We start from the raw sequence: 18572 nt of genomic DNA, 5'->3' as shown, positions 1-18572 counted from the left end.
TTGGTTAACGATTAAACAGGTACAGCATTATTATGAATAGCACTATCTACTTGATAGAGTTCATTTTGATCGAGTAATGACAAACTATTAAGTAAAATAATCAGCTTATTATCCACTGATGCTAAACCTTCGAGAAAACAGCTATCAATTTTTTGACCAAACGCTGGTGGCTTTCGAATTGAACTTAACGCAAATTTATAAACCTCTGAAACGGCATCAACCACTATGCCTACTACCATAGGTTTTGTAGTATCAGCGCTGCGTAAAATAATAGTAACTGTTTGTTCGTTATAGTCTAACGGTGTTAAACCAAATCGTTGACGAAGATCTATAATTGGGATAATCACACCACGTAGATTAATCACGCCTTTGATATATTCAGGTTTGTTAGGTAACTGGGTGACAGCGCTCCAGACGCGAAGTTCCTGCACACACAAAATATCAACGCCAAACTCTTCACCATTTAGGATAAAAGTAAGATACTCTTTTTCTTGCTCCATAATGATATCCTTTACGAGTTAGCTTTCTGCTTGGCAATGACTTGTAATGCATTAACATTGAGTAAGGTCACCACATTTTCATCCACATTAACAATACCTTCGATATAATGCTGTGCTAAGTTGCCACCAAATGCAGGTGCTGCTTTAATATCATCTTGCTCGGCATTAAGCACATCAGAAACAGCATCGACAACAAACCCCATTGTGCGAGATTTAGTCATATGTTGAGCAGTTAAAACCACTACTACGGTTGTTTTACTATATTTTGCATCACCGATGCCAAACTTAAGCCGTAAATCAATGATGGGGACAATTATTCCTCGCATATTAATCACACCTTTAACAAATTTTGGTGCATTAGGAATGTGGGTAGGCTGTTCCCAGCTTCTAATTTCTTCTACCGATAATATATTGACAGCATATTGCTCTTGCCCTAATGAAAACGTCAGATATTGTTCACCGGTAGAAATAAAGTCGATGCCTTCAAGGGCATATTCTCCTTGCACAGGAATTTCATTGGCTAGTGTCTGAATATCCATTAGTGCATAGCCTCTTCAGTCATGATATGAGTTTCTTGCTGTGTCTTGGCAACCTTTAAGGCCATCGTTATCATGCTCGGTACATCTAAAATCATTGCCACTGAACCATCCCCTAAAATAGTTGCGCCCGAAATTCCTTCTACTTGCTGATAATTATCATTTAAGCTTTTCACCACAACTTGCTGTTGCGCTAATAAATCATCGACCATTAAACCGACTTTTTGTCCATCAGCTTCAACAACAACAAGTAAAGAGTTTTTAATCTCTTTATTTTCTGCAGGAATATTAAATAATTTATAGATGGGGATAACGGGGACATTATCTTCTCGCAATCGGTATAACACCATACCACCCGATGTTCTGTTAATTAATGACTCTTGCGTTTGTAATGATTCAACAATAGTAATTAACGGAATAATATAAACTTCTCGTCCAACCTTAATCAATTGGCCATCTAAAATGGCTAGTGTAAGCGGCAAAAACACTTTGAATGTACTGCCCAATCCTAGTTCAGACTCTATCTGTATTCGACCACCCAATGACTGAATATTACGTTTAACAACGTCCATGCCAACACCGCGACCAGAAATGTCACTAACCTCTTTCGCGGTAGAAAAACCGGGTTCGAAAAGTAAATCATATACTTGCGCGTCATTTAGTGAGCTTGATTCATCAATCAAACCTCTTTCCTTAGCTTTTGCTAAAACTGCTTCTCTATCAATACCACCACCGTCATCTTTAATTTCAATGACAATGCTACCACCTTGATGATAAGCATCTAAGCTCACAGTGCCTTTTTCTGGCTTGCCATTTGCTACTCGTACATCCGTCGCTTCAATGCCATGGTCAACAGCATTACGCACTAAATGCACTAGCGGGTCGCCAATTTGCTCCATCACACTTTTATCGAGTTCGGTTTGCTCCCCACTTATCAACAACTCAATTTCTTTATCCATTTTTTTAGATAAATCATGAATTAATCGAGGGAAACGATTAAAAGCAAAGCTTATCGGCAGCATGCGTATCCGCATAACACTCTCTTGCAGCTCTTTAGTATTTTGTAATAATTGCTCTAAACCAGCATTCAAGCGCTCGACTTTAGAGGTGTCAAAGTCATTGCCTAACTCTGACAGCATAGATTGCGTAATTACCAGTTCACCAACCAAGTTAATCAAACTATCAACTTTATCAACACCAACGCGGATAGAGCTCGACTCAACTTTAGGTTTATGGGCTTGAGCGTGACTTGCAACTTTCGGGTTTTCCGCACCTGTATTTTCTACAATTTTAGATGCAGGTGATTCTGCTTCTTTCACAGATTCTGACAAAACATTGTTTGTCATCTCGGTAATTTCTAGTGATTGTTTATCTATCTGCTCATCTTTGCTAATGATCAACTGACAATCATCTTCCACCCATTCAAAAACTTCAGCGATATCCTCTTTACCGACAGCGGTTAGCAGAATAATGTTCCATGATATATAAAGCTCTGTGCCATCGAACTCCGTTAAACTTGGTATTGAATTACAGTTTGCCAAAACCGACATCTCACCAAGCTCTCGTAAAGCATTTAGCAGTAGTAAGGGATCATTACCCGTTTGCACTAAGTGATGCTCTGGAATAAAACTAATTGACCAACGTTGCAATCCAGGCTCTAAATCAGTAGTGGCCGCCTCTTCACTTAAGTTTTCAATGCTACTTTCATGAATATCTTCGTCGATTCTTTCGTCAGAAGGTGACCTATCGTTTAACGTTGCTGCTAATAATTTCGAGGTTGCTGCAATTTTACTCTCATCATAAGTGCTCTCATCTCGTATAGCCTCAATAAGGATGCGCATACAATCAACGGCATTGAGCAATATCTCTATGTCTTTTTGACTGATATCTCTGCGACCATCACGCATTTCATCAAGCAAAGTTTCAACCAAATGCGTAAACTCGGTAACATGATTAAAACCAAAAGTACCTGCTCCGCCCTTTACTGAATGAGCTGCACGAAAAATTGCATTAATAGTTTCAGCATCTCCCTGCTCTAAAGTTAATAAACTTGCTTCCATTAACTCAATGCCTTCGAAGCTTTCTTCTAAAAACGTTGGGATGAACTGAGACAGGTCAATGCTCATAATAATTACCGCACTACACGTTTAATGGTGGCTAATAATTTCTCTGGATTAAAAGGCTTGACCAACCAACCGGTTGCTCCTGCTGCTTTTCCCCGTTGCTTCATATCAGTTGAACTTTCAGTGGTTAGCATTAAAATAGGAGTGTACTGAAAACTCGTTAACTTTCTCAATTCTTGGCATAACGTAATACCATCCATATTGGGCATATTGACATCAGTAATAACAAGATCGAATGCTCCCATTTGTGCTTTTGATAACCCATCTTGGCCATCATGTGCTTCAACCGTCTGATAACCAGAACTTTTCAGTGTAAAACTAACCATATCGCGTATAGAGTTAGAATCATCAACAACTAAAATTTTCGACATACCAATTCCTTTACAAATATTAAAAACAGCAAGATTTAACCAGCAAGGTATTGCTGTAAAATTGCATCTTCGAGTCCTAATTGCTCAAAACTTTGTTTAATTACTTTCGATGTAGACTGCCAAATAAGTTGCTTATTTTGTGCAGCTATATAAATAACGCTGGCAAGTATCAGCTGCGCGCCTAGAGTATCAACACGCTCAACAGCGCTATCGTCAAATTCGACAATATCGTTATTGCTTACTTCATCTAGCAGAGCAACTCGACAAGCTTCCACTTGCACAATGGTTAACTGGGGAGGAAATTGAAACATGGATATCCTTATTATCGTATTATCGCTCTTCACTGAACTTACGTTCCATTTATGTACCGCCTAGGTGATATTTCATACTACCTAGGTGTTTTTTGAACAATCTATGTGACATTTATGTGATTTTTGTCACTTTTAATGCCATTTTCAAAGATTTTACACGAATATATCTATTCAAGCTATCAAAAATATATTCACTTTTATAGTTTATAAGCTGTTATTATTAAGCCCACTAGTATATTAAAATTTAGTTATTATTTTGTAAAACGCCTTAAGTTGATATAAGTTGATAAAAGGTGATAAAGCAAATATATATTTGTTACAACTTAACATTTTAGCCTTTATTTTAAGTTCATAAACAAAACAAGGAGTGTTTGATGTCAGATGGTAATTTAAAAGCGCCGAGCCAAGTATTTAAATGGTTTGAAAAAATGAAGGAAAATTATGATAAAAATATTTTGGCTATTCTACAGCGATTTGAACAAAGTAATAGCCAACAACAAAGCCGTATAGATGAAACCCATCGTAGTCATATCAATATTATGCGTGAGAATCATCTAAATCAAAATGCTCAATTTACCAAGCAAATAGAACAGCAAAAACAAGAAATCGATTATTTCAAACAACAAATAGCTCAACAACAGCAAACTATTTCACAGTTAAATAATCGTTATGATGCAGTTATAGTTGAACTAATTACTCATAAAAAGTCTACAACTCAATTTAAAGATATCTTTGATGACAGTTGTTTTATTGATACTGATAGCACTTCTTTTGATTCAATTCCTATTAATGACTCCTTAGTAAAACAATCCCCTGTTAGCTCAAAAGCTAATAACGTTTCGTCCAAAAATAACGATGTCGAGATTGGCGTAGAAAAGGAAACAAATGAAATTTACTTCCTCGCTCTAGAAATGAGAAATTCCAATAATAATGAACAGGCTTTTATTCACTTTAAAAAAGCAGCGAACTTAGGCCATGTGCTCGCAATGGGTGCGTTAGGCCGAGCCTACTTTTTAGCGGAAGGCATTGAAGAGAACCATGCAATAGGTTTGTCATGGCTAATCAATGCCGCTAATTTGGCTTTGCCACAAGCAATTAAACGTGTTGAATACTTCAAGACTAATGAACCCGCACTTTATCAAACCGCATTAAAACTATCCAAAAAAGTTACAAGTGACGTGACGATCTAATACTATCAATTTCCTTATCACTAAAGTTTAGCTCCTATTAAAGAGCGAATAGCGTTTAACTGGCCACTTTTATCGATTTTTTTACCTTTTTTAAAGCCATCTTTTGTTTTAATGGCGACAAGTAATCAATGAACAGTTTACCTTTTAAATGATCAATTTCGTGTTGTAATACTATGGCAAGAAAATCATTATTTTCAATAACCACCTCTTTGCCTGTTCGATCTAAACCGATAACTTTTACGCTAGTGAATCGCTCTACATCAGCATAATATCCAGGTACGGACAAACACCCTTCTTGTCCTTTTTCAAGGTTTTCACCACTAATCACTTTTGGATTAATAAGTATTAAAGGTGAGTTTCTTTCTTCAGAAATATCAACCATTATAATGGCTTCAGACCTACCAACCTGCGTAGCAGCTAAACCGATACCATCCTCTGTGTCGTATAGAGTATCTAACATATCATCAATTAGACTTTGAACTTTTTCAATATCAATAACGTCTTGTGCTTTTACTCTTAATTTTTCGTTAGGAGCTTTAATTATTTCTAAAACGGCCATTTTCCCTCGATATATAGTGTAGGTTTACAGCGCCCAAATATAGGTTAATTATTGATTGCTTAACATAATTTAGTATAGCGGAAGTCACAACGATATACTTTATTGGTTATTACATTTTAAAGCGTTATAACTGCTAGCATATCCTCGTCGTCTTCATCCATACCAACTTCACAAAAACCAAAGCTAGCGTAAAACTCCTTAGCAACTGGATTCTTAGGATTATAACAAATTTCAATTTCTTGTAACCCTGGAACTTTTTTTATTTCCGCTAAGGCTAAACTTAGTGCCGCACGGCCTATTGATTTGTTTTGATGTCCCTTATCAATCATAAAACGCCAAATGGAAATTTTAATCGTAGACTCTTGCACCCACATAAAAAAACCAACCGGTTCTTCTGCTATATAAATTGCTCTCGTTTCATAGCCATCATTGTACATAGATTCAACAAGTGACCACATATTACAAGCGACATAATCCTCTTGCTCTTTTGAGACATCCAATTCACAAACTTGCTCATAATTTGCTTTTGTTACTTGACGCAGTGTTACATGACAAAGCGATGCTTCCATACAGCTTCCTTAAAATTTAATATAATGGATATTTTTTGGTTAAAAGCTTTCTACTGCGGCTAGGCAACACTAGACTATCTTTTCAAGATACTGAATAGTGTTGCCTGAAAGATAAACTTTTTATCTTTAATACAGTACAGTAAGTTGTTGCCTCGTTTAAGCGCTTGTTCTGTTACCCACATAGACTTGTCTATCATGCAGGGCAAAATGTAACGTTGAGACTTATCAATACAACTTACTCCCGATTTAGTTTGGCTAAACATAATAGCCTATAATATCAATAAATTAAAAAATAAGTTATTAGAACACATAAAAAATCCCGTATACAACGGACTCTCGATGCAATTGGCTAAATCAATCACTTAAACAAACATCCTCGCACATTAAAGCTTATCTAAAATATTCAAACAGGAAGCTTTTGCGTCACCAAAGAATATTTTTGTGTTGTCTTTATAGAATAATGGGTTTTGTACTCCCGCATAGCCGGGACTCATTGAACGTTTAAACACGACAACATTTTTCGCATGCCACACTTCTAACACAGGCATACCTGCAATTGGGCTAGTAGGATCTTCTGCCGCAGATGGGTTAACGGTGTCATTTGCACCAATAACTAATACCACATCAGTTTCAGCAAAATCATCGTTAATTTCTTCCATGCCTAATACAATATCATAAGGTACTTTCGCTTCAGCCAATAACACGTTCATGTGACCAGGTAAACGCCCTGCAACGGGGTGAATAGCAAATCGAATATCGATCCCCTTCTCTTTTAGCGCCCTTGTCATTTCATAAACAGGATACTGTGCTTGTGCCACCGCCATACCGTAGCCTGGAGCAATAATGACTGATTTTGCGTTACTAAGCATATCAGCTACTGCATCAGCATTAATTTCAACATAGTCCCCATAATCAACATCGTCGTTTACGACCGCGTCCGTACCAAAACCGCCGGCAATAACACTGATAAATGAGCGATTCATTGCCTTACACATAATATAAGAAAGAATTGCTCCCGAAGAGCCAACTAACGCGCCGGTCACAATGAGTAAGTCGTTACTTAACATAAACCCTGCTGCCGCTGCTGCCCAGCCGGAATAAGAGTTAAGCATTGAAACAACCACCGGCATATCAGCTCCGCCAATTGATGCCACCAAATGCCAACCAAAAGCTAAGGCAATAAAGGTCATTAAAAATAGTGCACCGTCACCACCACCTTGTTGGACAAAAAGTACCATCAACATAAATGACGCGACACCAGCGGCTAAATTAAGCTTGTGGCGGTGAGGTAACATTAACGATGAGGAATTTATGATACCTCGCAATTTACCAAAAGCGACAATTGAGCCGGTAAATGTTACAGAGCCAATAAATACCCCAAGAAATACTTCAACTAGGTGAATATTAGTCGCTATTTGTTGTTGGTTGGTAAAATTAGTCAACGCTGAATGATCCATTTCAAAGTAACTATTGAAACCGACTAGTACCGCCGCTAAACCAACAAAACTATGCAAGATGGCGACAAGTTCAGGCATTTGTGTCATTTCAACTTTTTTAGCAAGCTGCAAGCCGATGCTAGCTCCTATCACCATGGTGACTAAAATAATCCAGACATTATCGACACGCGGGTCTGCAATCGTTGCGATAAGCGCAATTGCCATACCGACAATGCCATACCAATTGCCGGTTTCAGCGGTTTCTTGTTTACTTAAACCAGATAAACTAAAAATGAACAATAACGCAGCTAATATATAAGCTGCACTGATTAACCCTTGAGAAAGCTCCATACCAGTGCCCCTTATTTTCTAAACATTTTTAACATGCGTTTAGTGACGACAAAGCCACCAACAATATTGATTGTCGCGATAAGTATTGCGACACCGGCGAGTAACTGTATTAATGGGTTTTCATTGCCGACCTGCAATACTGCGCCAACAACAATAATGCCTGAAATGGCATTGGTGACACTCATCAGAGGCGTATGTAGCGAATGGCTAACATTCCATACTACGTTGTAGCCAATAACACAGGCTAAAACAAATACGGTGAAATGAGATAAAAAGTCAGCCGGAGCAACACTTGCTACCCAAGCAAATAGTAATGCCCCTGCCACAATAAATGCATGTTTTTTAATCGGGCTAATCGGCTCTTCAGCTTTAACTTCAGCAGGTTGATTGGCGGCAACTTTTGACGCAGCAGGTGCTGCGCTAACTTGAATTGGCGGCGGAGGAAAAGTAATTTCATTTTGCTTCACAACCGTCATGTTACGAATAACAACATCGTCAAAATCTATATTAAGCGTCCCGTCTTTTTCTTTGCATAACAGTTTAGTTAAACTCACCAAGTTATTTGAATAAAGCTGCGAAGATTGATTAGGCAATCGAGAAACTAAGTCGGTGTAGCCAATAATTTTAACGCCATTGGCATTAACCACTTTGCCGGCTTGCGTTAATTCACAGTTACCGCCACCTGCAGCCGATAAATCAACCACAATACTGCCAGTTTTCATTGATTCAACCATTTCAGCTGTAATCAATTTCGGCGCTGGTTTTCCAGGGATCATTGCGGTAGTAATAATAATATCGACATCTTTTGCTTGTTCAGCAAACAGCGCCATTTCTGCATCTATAAAGGCTTTACTCATTTCTTTTGCGTAACCATCACCTGAGCCCTCTGCTTGTGAATCAGGTTCTGGCTCTTCGTAATCGAGTTCTAAAAATTCAGCCCCCATACTTTCAATTTGCTCTTTAACTTCAGGGCGGGTATCGAATGCACGAACAATGGCCCCTAAACTACCTGCGGTGCCAATGGCAGCAAGGCCAGCAACACCCGCACCAATAATCATGACTTTTGCTGGTGGCATCTTACCTGCGGCGGTAATTTGCCCAGTTAAAAAGCGGCCAAAATGATGAGTGGCTTCAATAACTGCGCGATAGCCTGCAATATTCGCCATTGAACTTAAGGCATCCATCGACTGGCTACGTGTCATACGTGGTACCATTTCCATGGCTAAAGTGGTTATTTCTCTTTCTTTTAAAGCAGCTAAAATCACTTCGTTTTGTGCTGGGGCAATAAAACTAATTAGGTGCGCGCCATCTTTCATTAACGCTATTTCTTCAATATTGGGGCAATTAACTTTAAAAATGATATCTGATTGCCAAACGTTCTTTTTAGTAACAAGTGTGGCACCCGCATCAATAAATTCTTGGTCGGTGAAACTTGCTTTTGTGCCAGCACCTTTTTGTACTTGTATTTCAAAACCAAGTTTTAGTAACGCAGCTACTGCGGTTGGCGAGCTTGCTACTCGGCTTTCACCCGTTAAGGTTTCTTTCGGTATACCAATAATCATAATTCCCCCTTTTAATCACCACATCCCCTTAACAACAGCGTAAATTAGCTAAAATCGGCGCAAAGTTTTATTAGAAAATGCAATCAACTGAACATTAAAACACTTATACCCAAGCTGCTCGAAGATGCTGTTTCAGAGTTAAGCTAGGAAATCAGAGCAAGTCGCAGCACGTAGGTAATGGTTACTCCCGATAATTGTTCCTGCATTATCCTAATGCCCCACATCCATGTGGGAACCTTATCAAGTACTGCAACGCTGAACTGATTTTCTAGCTTAGCTCCCATAAGACAAGCCGATAAAGGGTCACCTCCAGCGTTGTTGATTTCGACAATAGAATAACTATTCTCTTCAATCAATGCCTTGGTGCTAACCCTTTTCGACTTGCTGAATCCTGCATCTTCAAGTGGCTTGGGTATATACTTATTCTTATTCGACTATTGTTTTACCATTAATCGCCTGTTTTTTATACGACAAATTTAGTTGATTTCACTATAACTAATCACTATCTGTGGTAACTTGAATTCGTCCTAACGTCTAATTTGCGCTGTAGTGCAAATAGATTAAGATGAGAGAGTAATTAACAATAAGGAAGTGACAATGATTTATCGACTCGCCAATCTGCAACCAAAACTTAGCGATAATAATTTTATTGCACCAAATGCCACCTTGATTGGTGATGTAGAATTAGGCAGCCAAGCAAGTATCTGGTTTAATGTTGTGATCAGAGCTGATTTAGCAAAAATTGATATAGGTGAGAATACCAATATTCAAGACGGCTCTATTTTGCATGTAGATGCTAAATTTCCGATGACCATCGGTCGTAATGTTACGGTTGGCCATAAAGTTATGCTACATGGCTGTACCATTGGAGAAAATAGCTTGATTGGCATGAATGCCGTGATACTTAATGGGGCTAAAATAGGAAGAAATTGTTTAATTGGCGCTAACAGCTTAATTACTGAAAACATGGAAGTGCCTGACGGACACCTAGCACTAGGTTCACCGGCTAAAGTAGTAAAAGCACTCGATGAATCAACGCAAGCAATGTTCACGAAATCTGCCATGCACTATGTTGAAAACGGTCAGCGCTACCTAGCAGAGTTGGCTCCAGTAAAATAGCTAGTTGATATGTCTGCGGTTAATGGTGCGGCTAATAGTGCGGTTAAAAATAACTAAGTCATAGCCGTACTGATTCTTAGTTATTATATTAAAAAATTAAAGTATATAGTGCCCATGTAAGACACTATTATTGAAAAGCTTTAGCTAGAATATTACTGATTAAATATTGCTATTACAAATTATCAGGTCTTAAGTAGGCTAAATCTTCATCGTCGTCAGCATGATGATCATAACCACCTTCGAAGTCTTCATTCAATTCATTAGCAACCGTAATAGGCAATTCTAATATTTCTTGAATATAAATAGAGACATTAGTTTGCTCTTTAATGATGCCTTTAAATTCAGTAAAATTTAAAAAGTCTATTTCCTGTAAATAACCTTTAACAACGATTGATAACTGCTCGATAAAACTTGCAACACATGTCTCTACTTTTGCTAGCAATATATCTTTATCGGTATTTGTTAGGTAGGTATCTAATTTTTGATACAAAGAACTACTAAATACTTTTTTATCCGAATCAATAAGTAATAATGCAATGGCTGTATTGAGAAACTTTTGTAATTCAAACTTCAAAATTTCTTCGTCTTCATCAATCAGTAAACTATTTGCGCAGTAGTTAGCAGCGATACTTTTATATACTTCTAGCAGCTTGGCACTTTTGTACCCTTCATTCATAAACGCTGTATGCATCAAGGTTATATCAGAGGTGTCCGTAATGGCTAAGGCATAACGCGTGATTGATATTTCTTCAAAGTATGACGGTGATACTTTTTTTAGCTGTGCATATTTAGCCCAACCAGCACGAAAGCAATAAACAATGCCTTGGCTTTTAATGATCTCTTTGGCTTTATCTGTGTCGTTATCACAAAGCGATAATAGGCCTAAATTGCTCATACCAAGCACAATTTCACAGCCTTTTTTTATTTGGTCGGCATAGATTATTGATAAATTATCGGAGGCTATTCTCAACGACATGTCGGTCAATTGTTGCTTGGTTTTTTGGATGAATTCTGTACTAAAATAACCGTCACTTTCACCGTCTTTTAACACTAGAAGAAGGAACGGATTATTTCTTAACTCTGCTATTTTCATTGATGGATCCTAATCAATTAACACGGTACTGCTAAACACATATAGTCGAGAGTCACCTTGAAAACTAAAGCGGCGCAAACATATCATCGGTATCCATTTCAACTGCGGTGACGCGTTGCTTATTAGCATTTTGTCTTAATGAATTTTCAATATTTTCCAATGTGCCATTAGTACTAACTGTCATTACTTCACGATAAGCTTCTTCACTCAAGGCTTTAATTTTCATTAATAATTCCTCAATGCTGCCGGAAGTTTGCTCTTCATCTTCTTCCAATTCAGAAAAATCATGACCAACAAAAGGTAACGATAAGTATAAAAGCCCGAAATCATCTTCAACAATGGCATTTAAAACTTCCAATTTTTTTTCTTCATCATCAGAAGAAAGAAAAATTTGTGTAAGTAAACTGTGTGCTTCAGTTTGCGCACAAAACACGTGATCTTCATCTAAATTTTGCCAATATGACGGTTCAACATTTAACAGCTGTTTAATTGACTCAGCGTCCATTAACCATGTGGCAATTGAAGGAATGGTGGCATCGTGCTCTCTAACAATTTTGGCAACCGTTAGAATATCCATTTCTGTCATTACAGCAAGCATAGTCTCATCACCTTGCTCAGCAGCGATAGCTTCTAATGAGGTACCTGCACGTCTGCCGCTATGTTGGGCTTCTTCAATAATGTCGCTAGCAAGAATTAATGCATTTTTTGTCAAAGTAGTTCCTTAAAACGTAGTTATTCATTGATTATATAAAACTGATTAATTAACTTTAGTAATTCTCATCATAGTCATTAAATTCGTCGTCATCGAACGAATCATTTTCATCGTCTTCTGCTGCCATCGGCGTCGCATCATAGCTATTATAAAAATGAATAAGCAAAATAGCAGTTTTTAAATCTTGCTCTGCATCGGCCATTATTTCAGTAATACAGGCTCTGGCATCGTTATGTACGCCAACAAAAGGTTTTATATCACCCCAAGCAGGCTCATCATTAAGTTCTACTTTTGCCAAGTTTTTACTATCAATTCTAACTTTAGTCGAAATTGCCATAGCAAGTTGGTCAATCATGCCACTAAATAATAACGGCATTTGCTTTAATTGTTCGAACAAATTAGATAAATAATTTGCTAATAGCTCTGGGTTTTCAGGATCTGCCAATGAATCCATGTTCTCTAAATAAAGAGAAAAATCATCAGCTAAATAGTCAGGTACTTTTTTTTCGCTTTGCATTCTTCATTCCTAAGGGAAAATCATATGAAGAGCCTATCGAAGACTCTTTCGACAAATATTCTTAACACACATTATAAAACTAACGATAAAGCCAATTGTAAAGCTTAGTTTAGGGCGCTATGCCAAAACGACTCGGCAATTTCACGCGGGTCGGTAATAACGGTATAGTTATTTTTTAAGTATAAAGAGCGCTTTTTTGGATCAGAAATAACATCATATGCCTGCTGGATCAGTTGAAACTTTTCTTTTGCTTCCACGCCATCATTTCTATCAGGGTGATATTTATTCGCTAGTTTTCTATAAGCTTTTTTAATCTCGACGGTGGTTGATGTTCTGCTTACGCCTAACTGTTCAAAATGGTCCATAAAACTACTCTTATCTTTTACTTATTAATAGATGCTAAACAACATAAATACGGTTGAAATGCTTGATATGATTAACGTTATAAACTTAATCTATATCGTGCAGCGGCCATACGACAATATGGTCAGGAAAACTTTCAATATCAACATCATCGTCTTTCACTATTTTACCACGTACCGACATGCCTGCTTTATGCATTGCCGACTTTTTGCCTTTATTCAACAGCGGATGCCATGAAGGCATGCCTCTGCCTTCTTTTAAGCGACGATAAGTACAACTTGGTGGCATGAAAAATACATCATCTAAGTTTTCTTGCGTTAACTGCACACAATCTGGCACTAACTTGGTACGTTGTTCGTATTTAGAACACTGGCCACTTTTATCATTCAACAAATAACAGGCGATATTGGAATAATTCATTTGCTCACCTTCAACAATATGTGTTGTTGGCATTAATTCCGTTTCGTCAGTAGTATTTTCATCATCAATGAATTTATGTAGACAGCATTTAGCGCAGCCGTCACACAACGATTCCCATTCGGTTCTCGTCATATCATCTAATGATTTGGTTTCCCAAAATGGTTCGATAGCCACTTTTTTAACTACTGAACGCTTATTCTTTTTACTCATATTCTTACTTATTGCTATTTATTGAATAGGTGGAAATTTAATATGGTCAGATAAATGTCCAACCGAGCTAACAAAATAGTACGACAAGTTCCAATGCATTAAACTTTTATAATTATTATACGCAAGGTAAGCACGGCCTTTTTCACCATCAGGAAAAACTAACGCAGCCTTAATATCAACATTTGGTAAGTTCGTGCCATCAGTGCGACGAATACCCAATGCTTGCCATTGCGCTAACGTTTTTTCAGTTTTCGCCCAAGCCTTTAACCAATTTTTTCGACCACCCGTATTTTGAGGGATAGCAAATACATTATCAAAATTGTTTGGCAGCTTCACTTGACGACCCCAAGTAAGATCGTCGTTCCAGCCTTCTTTTTTCAAGTAATTAGCCATTGATGAAAACACATCGGCTTGATTGCCCCAAATATCTTTTTTACCGTCACCATCACCGTCAACGGCGTAGCCAACAAATGACGTAGGCATAAACTGATTTTGCCCCATCGCACCGGCCCATGAACCTTTCATGTTTGCGATATCAATATGGCCTTCTTGTAAAATTTTCAGTGCTGCCCATAATTGCTTTTTAAAAAACACTTCTCGGCGCCCTTCGTAAGCTAATGTTGATAAAGCAGAGATAACATTATAGTTGCCCATAATTTTACCAAAGTTTGTTTCTAAGCCCCATAGCGCAACAATAAAGCGTGCTTGTACGCCATATTCAGCCGCTACTTTCGTTAACAAGACTTGGTGCTTTTTATACATAGCGCGAGCACGTTTTATTTTCCATTCTGGCAAACGTTTTGGCAAATATGTATCAAGGGTTTCAACTTTTTCAGGTTGATTACGGTCGGCTTTTACCGCTCGCTTATGAAATACAACCTTAGCAAATGATTCATCAATTAGGCTTTGTTCAAACCCTTTAGCAAGTGCCTCCTGCTTTAATTGAGCAATGTACGCATCAAAACTTGGCTTTACTGGTTTTACTGGCTTGGCTGATTTAGTCGATTTAGCCACAGTCGCGGCTTTACTTTGTGGATCAACGAAGGCATTAGCAAATGCCGGCATTGAAGATAAAGCGATACAAAGTGATAACGAAAGCGATTTAACGAGTGTGCGTTGCTTCATTAACTATTCCTCGCCCTGGCTGCTTGCTTCGCTGCTGTCATTTTTCATTTCAGCTTTATGCGCTTTTAGCATGTCATCTTCTTTTGGTGTCAGTTGCAAGTAATAGCCCTGCAGAGTTAAGTTCTCTTTCACTTTATCAAGCTCAGCAAAGCCTAACTTAGTTTTAGTCGCTAAATTAATTACGGTGACTAACGTTGGCGTACCAAACATTTTCATTAACGCTTCGGGGACAGCGGAAAAATCATCTCTTTTATTAACAAAAAGATAGGTTTGTGCTTTTTTAGCACTTTTATAAACACTACACAGCATAATGGAGACCTATGATTAAAGTGGTTTAGGGGAATTATTAATAGTAATAATATTTTTAAAAAACGTCTGCTTAACGCTATCACATCAAGACGACAACATCTTAATAGTTATGTAACATTTTACACGCCATAACTATTGATTAATTAATGCGACAATTTCTTTAAGCCATTTGTTCATTGAGCGCTGAGATATTTAAATACTCAGGCATAAAACGCTAGTTTATTTGAAATCGTTTTCAACAAAAGCCAGTAACTTATCGCCTAGTAATGGCTTGCGCCACCCCTGCATAATATCGACTAAATGAACATTGTTTTCCGCGCCATTAAGCTTAAAATACCATGAGAGAAACTGATTAATTTGCTTTTTAGAGGCTAAGTTTTCAATTAACAACTCAGCTTCAGTACCAACTAGGGCAATAAAGCTTTTAACTTTTTTAAAGTTTTGCTTATAACCTGGATATTCATCAAGCCTAATTATTTGCGCTGGCAATTCAGCATTAGCTTGCTGTTCAGCTTGCTTTAACACAAACAGCATTGCTCTGCCTTTATGCCTAATATCTAGCTGTTCAACACCTTCAATACGCGCCATAGCACCAACATTATCAGGGTTGTGTTGCGCCAAGGCCACTAAGGTATGATCTTTAGCGATAAAACCAATAGGACGATCTTTTTGCTTCGCCTGCTGATAACGCCAAGTGGTTAGTTGTTGTAAGCGATAAAGTTGTTGTGGGTTTAAACGCCACGCCATCTTTATATTTTTATACATTTGCGATTCATCAATAGCAGTGAATTTTCGTTCAATCATCAACTCACTTTCTTGCTGCGCTGCCGCTAACCAACCTGACTGCTCAATTTCAGCCATTAATTTTGGTAAGATGTTAAATAAGTGTTCAACATCGGCTTGAGCATATTCAAGCTGTTTTTCAGTTAATGGTCTTTTCATCCAATCGGTACGTGACTCAGACTTGTCTAATTCAATACCGGTGTAATGCGCTATCATTGCAGCGTAGCCCAATGACAAACCATGGCCTAAAAACGCCATGATGATTTGGCTATCGATTAAATTAACTGGACGACAATTACCCGCGGTCAGAAATACTTCCAAATCTTCAGAACAAGCATGCAATACTTTGACAATATTTGGGTTTTCCATTAACTGCCAAAACGGTGTTAAATCAGGCAATGCTACAGGGTCTATTAAAGCCAATGTTTTACCATCATTTATCTGAATAAGGCCTAACTTTGGATAAAGCGTACGTGTGCGAACAAACTCGGTATCAATCGCGAGAAGGTCGGCTTGCGCATATGATTGGCAAATTAGGTTTAATTGTTGAGCGTCTTCGACATAGATTTTTTCAAGAACTGCTTGCACTTAATATCCTATTTAGGCTGTATACCTTAGCTTTATATGACTGTTATAACGAAAGGCTAAAGCGAGTATTGTAAATCGCGATAACTTATTTATCGTTACAATATCGTATTTACTAGTATTTGCCAAAACGAAAAATGACAGAGTTAAAGGAAAGTATAAATACCTCCAATAACCTGTCATTTAAATTTTACTTTTTAGTAGGCTTACGTCGCGTAGCTTGCTGGCTGCGATGTTGATGTTTTTTCACTGAACGACGAATTCTGCGACTTTTTGCATTATCCATCGCTTTTTCGTCAACTTTAACCTTACTTTGGGTTTCAGGTGCTAAATCAACGAGCTTTCTGTAATAGTTTACATCGTTTAAGCCTAATTCGGTCCAACCACCTAAAGGTAATTGACGTTTCATTTCTAAGTCACCGTAACGTACACGAATCAAGCGACTCACTTGTACGTCTTGGCTTTCCCACAAACGACGAACTTCACGGTTACGTCCTTCAGAAAGCACCACATGGAACCAATGGTTACGACCTTCACCACCACGGTAAGTTATTTTCTGAAATTTCGCAGGGCCATCTTCTAACTTCACGCCATGACGTAAGGTTTGTAGCATAGCTTCGTTTACTTCACCAAAAACACGTACTGCGTATTCACGCTCAACTTGTTTAGACGGATGCATTAAACGACTAGCTAATTCGCCATCAGTGGTGAAAAGTAACATACCTGAAGTATTGATATCTAAACGACCAACAGCAACCCAACGGCTACCCTCAAGTTTAGGTAACCGGTCAAATACTGTTGGACGGCCTTCTGGGTCTTTACGTGTACACATCTCACCTTCAGGCTTGTTGTACATCAGTACACGACACAAGTCTTCTTCTAAAGGCTTCAGTTTTACTTGATGACCATCAACTCGAATAAGTTCAGTACCTTCAACACGGTCACCTAAGTAGGCAGTTTTGCCTTCAACACTGACACGGCCAGCGCTAATATAAGTTTCCATTTCACGGCGTGAACCTGCGCCTGCACGCGCTAATACTTTTTGTAATTTTTCAGACATGTGTCTTAACTCTCTTACGTCAGTAACTTGATGAAAGTATTGCTATGCAACTAACTTTCACTACGTCTCTGTCTCTTTAAGTGTAAGGGGAATATTGCCCCTTGCGTTTAACTAAACTTTAACTCAGTTTTAATCTGGCCTTAACTAAGTTTAGATTCGTTTTAAAATTTATACTTTACTCGGTTCGCCGGTTAACTCTGCCATTGGCATAAGTTCAGGCAATTGCTCGAGTGAGGTCAACGAGAAGTAATCCAAAAATTCTTGGGTACTTGCGTATAACACCGGTCGACCTGGTACTTCCTTATGTCCAACCGTTTTAATCCATACCCTTTCTGTCAGTGTTTTAATTATATTACTACTAACAGCAACGCCGCGAATATCTTCTATTTCGCTACGCGTTATCGGTTGTTTATAGGCAATTAACGCCAATGTTTCCAATAGTGCTCGTGAATACTTCGGCGCTTTTTCTTTATAGAGGTGCGCTAAGTCTTCACTCAATTCTGTTGGTGTTTGAAATCGGTAACCTGATGCGACTTTATTAAGTTCAACACCACGCCCTTTATAATGGGCTTGAATGGCAAGAATTATATCACGAATTTTAAGATTACTAACACGATATTCTATTAAAAAATCACGTTTAAGTGACTGCACCGATAACGGTTTATCAGCAACAAACAAAGCCGCTTCAACCAAGCGTTGTAGTTTATCATCATCGATATCTTTAAAGCGTATTCTGTCGTTCATATTTCTCGGTACTGTATTTGGAAA

General features: G+C 38.1%; 21 protein-coding genes. 2 read left to right on the top strand and 19 right to left on the bottom strand.

The features are described 5' to 3' along the window. Positions 1–11: 11 nt before the first annotated feature. From B7C41_RS15505 to B7C41_RS15485, 5 genes are read right to left on the bottom strand one after another with little or no spacing between them, the layout of a single operon-like run. Complete coding sequence (locus B7C41_RS15505) at positions 12–500, bottom strand: chemotaxis protein CheW (RefSeq protein WP_235839738.1); 489 nt, start codon at positions 498–500, stop codon at positions 12–14. An 11-nt stretch (positions 501–511) separates the two neighbouring features. Next, on the bottom strand, positions 512–1039 hold the full coding sequence (locus tag B7C41_RS15500; protein WP_085299850.1) for a chemotaxis protein CheW: 528 nt from the start codon (positions 1037–1039) through the stop codon (positions 512–514). Continuing rightward, a complete protein-coding gene (locus B7C41_RS15495) occupies positions 1039–3162 on the bottom strand; it encodes a chemotaxis protein CheA (RefSeq protein WP_085299849.1) in 2124 nt (707 codons plus the stop codon). The genes B7C41_RS15500 and B7C41_RS15495 overlap by 1 nt, the downstream gene beginning before the upstream one ends. 5 nt (positions 3163–3167) lie before the next feature. Continuing rightward, a complete protein-coding gene (locus B7C41_RS15490) occupies positions 3168–3530 on the bottom strand; it encodes a response regulator (RefSeq protein WP_085299848.1) in 363 nt (120 codons plus the stop codon). Between the two features lie 35 nt (positions 3531–3565). Continuing rightward, the gene (locus tag B7C41_RS15485) at positions 3566–3841 is read right to left on the bottom strand and encodes an STAS domain-containing protein (protein WP_085299847.1); all 276 of its coding nucleotides are present in this window, start codon (positions 3839–3841) and stop codon (positions 3566–3568) included. Between the two features lie 374 nt (positions 3842–4215). Here B7C41_RS15485 and B7C41_RS15480 point away from each other — a divergent pair, with 374 nt between their 5' ends. After that, on the top strand, positions 4216–5031 hold the full coding sequence (locus tag B7C41_RS15480) for a tetratricopeptide repeat protein (protein ID WP_085299846.1): 816 nt from the start codon (positions 4216–4218) through the stop codon (positions 5029–5031). 55 nt (positions 5032–5086) lie between these two features. On the opposite strand, the gene def is transcribed toward B7C41_RS15480, so the two are convergent. The 4 genes from def to B7C41_RS15460 form a co-directional block, all read right to left on the bottom strand. Then, a complete protein-coding gene (gene def / locus B7C41_RS15475) occupies positions 5087–5590 on the bottom strand; it encodes a peptide deformylase (protein WP_085299845.1) in 504 nt (167 codons plus the stop codon). Between the two features lie 116 nt (positions 5591–5706). Beyond that, on the bottom strand, positions 5707–6159 hold the full coding sequence (locus B7C41_RS15470; RefSeq protein ID WP_085299844.1) for a GNAT family N-acetyltransferase: 453 nt from the start codon (positions 6157–6159) through the stop codon (positions 5707–5709). 383 nt (positions 6160–6542) lie between these two features. Continuing rightward, positions 6543–7946 (bottom strand): Re/Si-specific NAD(P)(+) transhydrogenase subunit beta, encoded by a 1404-nt coding sequence (gene pntB / locus B7C41_RS15465; protein WP_085299843.1) that lies wholly within the window; start codon positions 7944–7946, stop codon positions 6543–6545. 11 nt (positions 7947–7957) lie between these two features. Continuing rightward, a complete protein-coding gene (locus tag B7C41_RS15460; protein ID WP_085299842.1) occupies positions 7958–9508 on the bottom strand; it encodes a Re/Si-specific NAD(P)(+) transhydrogenase subunit alpha in 1551 nt (516 codons plus the stop codon). A 597-nt stretch (positions 9509–10105) separates the two neighbouring features. On the opposite strand from B7C41_RS15460, the gene B7C41_RS15450 reads away from it, so the two are divergent. Next, entirely contained in the window at positions 10106–10627 is a 522-nt protein-coding gene (locus B7C41_RS15450; protein WP_085299840.1) for a gamma carbonic anhydrase family protein, read from the top strand. A 172-nt stretch (positions 10628–10799) separates the two neighbouring features. On the opposite strand, the gene B7C41_RS15445 is transcribed toward B7C41_RS15450, so the two are convergent. The 10 genes from B7C41_RS15445 to scpB all read right to left on the bottom strand — a co-directional run bounded on the left by B7C41_RS15445 (position 10800) and on the right by scpB (position 18548). Next, positions 10800–11720, bottom strand: coding sequence for a DUF6178 family protein (locus tag B7C41_RS15445; RefSeq protein WP_085299839.1), 921 nt, complete (start codon positions 11718–11720; stop codon positions 10800–10802). Between the two features lie 64 nt (positions 11721–11784). Continuing rightward, entirely contained in the window at positions 11785–12432 is a 648-nt protein-coding gene (locus B7C41_RS15440) for a hypothetical protein (RefSeq protein WP_085299838.1), read from the bottom strand. Positions 12433–12487: 55 nt separating this feature from the next. Next, on the bottom strand, positions 12488–12949 hold the full coding sequence (locus tag B7C41_RS15435) for a hypothetical protein (RefSeq protein ID WP_085299837.1): 462 nt from the start codon (positions 12947–12949) through the stop codon (positions 12488–12490). Positions 12950–13053: 104 nt separating this feature from the next. Continuing rightward, complete coding sequence (locus B7C41_RS15430; RefSeq protein WP_085299836.1) at positions 13054–13314, bottom strand: DnaJ domain-containing protein; 261 nt, start codon at positions 13312–13314, stop codon at positions 13054–13056. 85 nt (positions 13315–13399) lie between these two features. Continuing rightward, positions 13400–13942 carry a YcgN family cysteine cluster protein gene (locus B7C41_RS15425; RefSeq protein WP_085299835.1) on the bottom strand — a complete coding sequence of 181 codons (543 nt, stop codon included), beginning with the start codon at positions 13940–13942 and terminating at the stop codon, positions 13400–13402. Positions 13943–13960: 18 nt separating this feature from the next. Next, complete coding sequence (locus B7C41_RS15420; RefSeq protein ID WP_235839737.1) at positions 13961–15067, bottom strand: lytic murein transglycosylase; 1107 nt, start codon at positions 15065–15067, stop codon at positions 13961–13963. Between the two features lie 3 nt (positions 15068–15070). Then, positions 15071–15376: a YcgL domain-containing protein gene (locus tag B7C41_RS15415; protein WP_085299834.1), complete on the bottom strand. Its 306-nt coding sequence runs from the start codon at positions 15374–15376 to the stop codon at positions 15071–15073. Positions 15377–15595: 219 nt separating this feature from the next. Continuing rightward, positions 15596–16747: a ribonuclease D gene (gene rnd / locus B7C41_RS15410; protein WP_235839736.1), complete on the bottom strand. Its 1152-nt coding sequence runs from the start codon at positions 16745–16747 to the stop codon at positions 15596–15598. 187 nt (positions 16748–16934) lie between these two features. Then, positions 16935–17804 (bottom strand): 23S rRNA pseudouridine(2605) synthase RluB, encoded by an 870-nt coding sequence (gene rluB, locus B7C41_RS15405; protein ID WP_085299833.1) that lies wholly within the window; start codon positions 17802–17804, stop codon positions 16935–16937. A 168-nt stretch (positions 17805–17972) separates the two neighbouring features. Then, the gene (gene scpB, locus B7C41_RS15400) at positions 17973–18548 is read right to left on the bottom strand and encodes an SMC-Scp complex subunit ScpB (RefSeq protein WP_085299832.1); all 576 of its coding nucleotides are present in this window, start codon (positions 18546–18548) and stop codon (positions 17973–17975) included. Positions 18549–18572 lie beyond the last annotated feature (24 nt).

The sequence above is a fragment of the Cognaticolwellia mytili genome, assembly GCF_002104475.1.
Lineage (GTDB): Bacteria > Pseudomonadota > Gammaproteobacteria > Enterobacterales > Alteromonadaceae > Cognaticolwellia > Cognaticolwellia mytili.
This window is presented reverse-complemented; position numbering and strand designations above follow the sequence as displayed.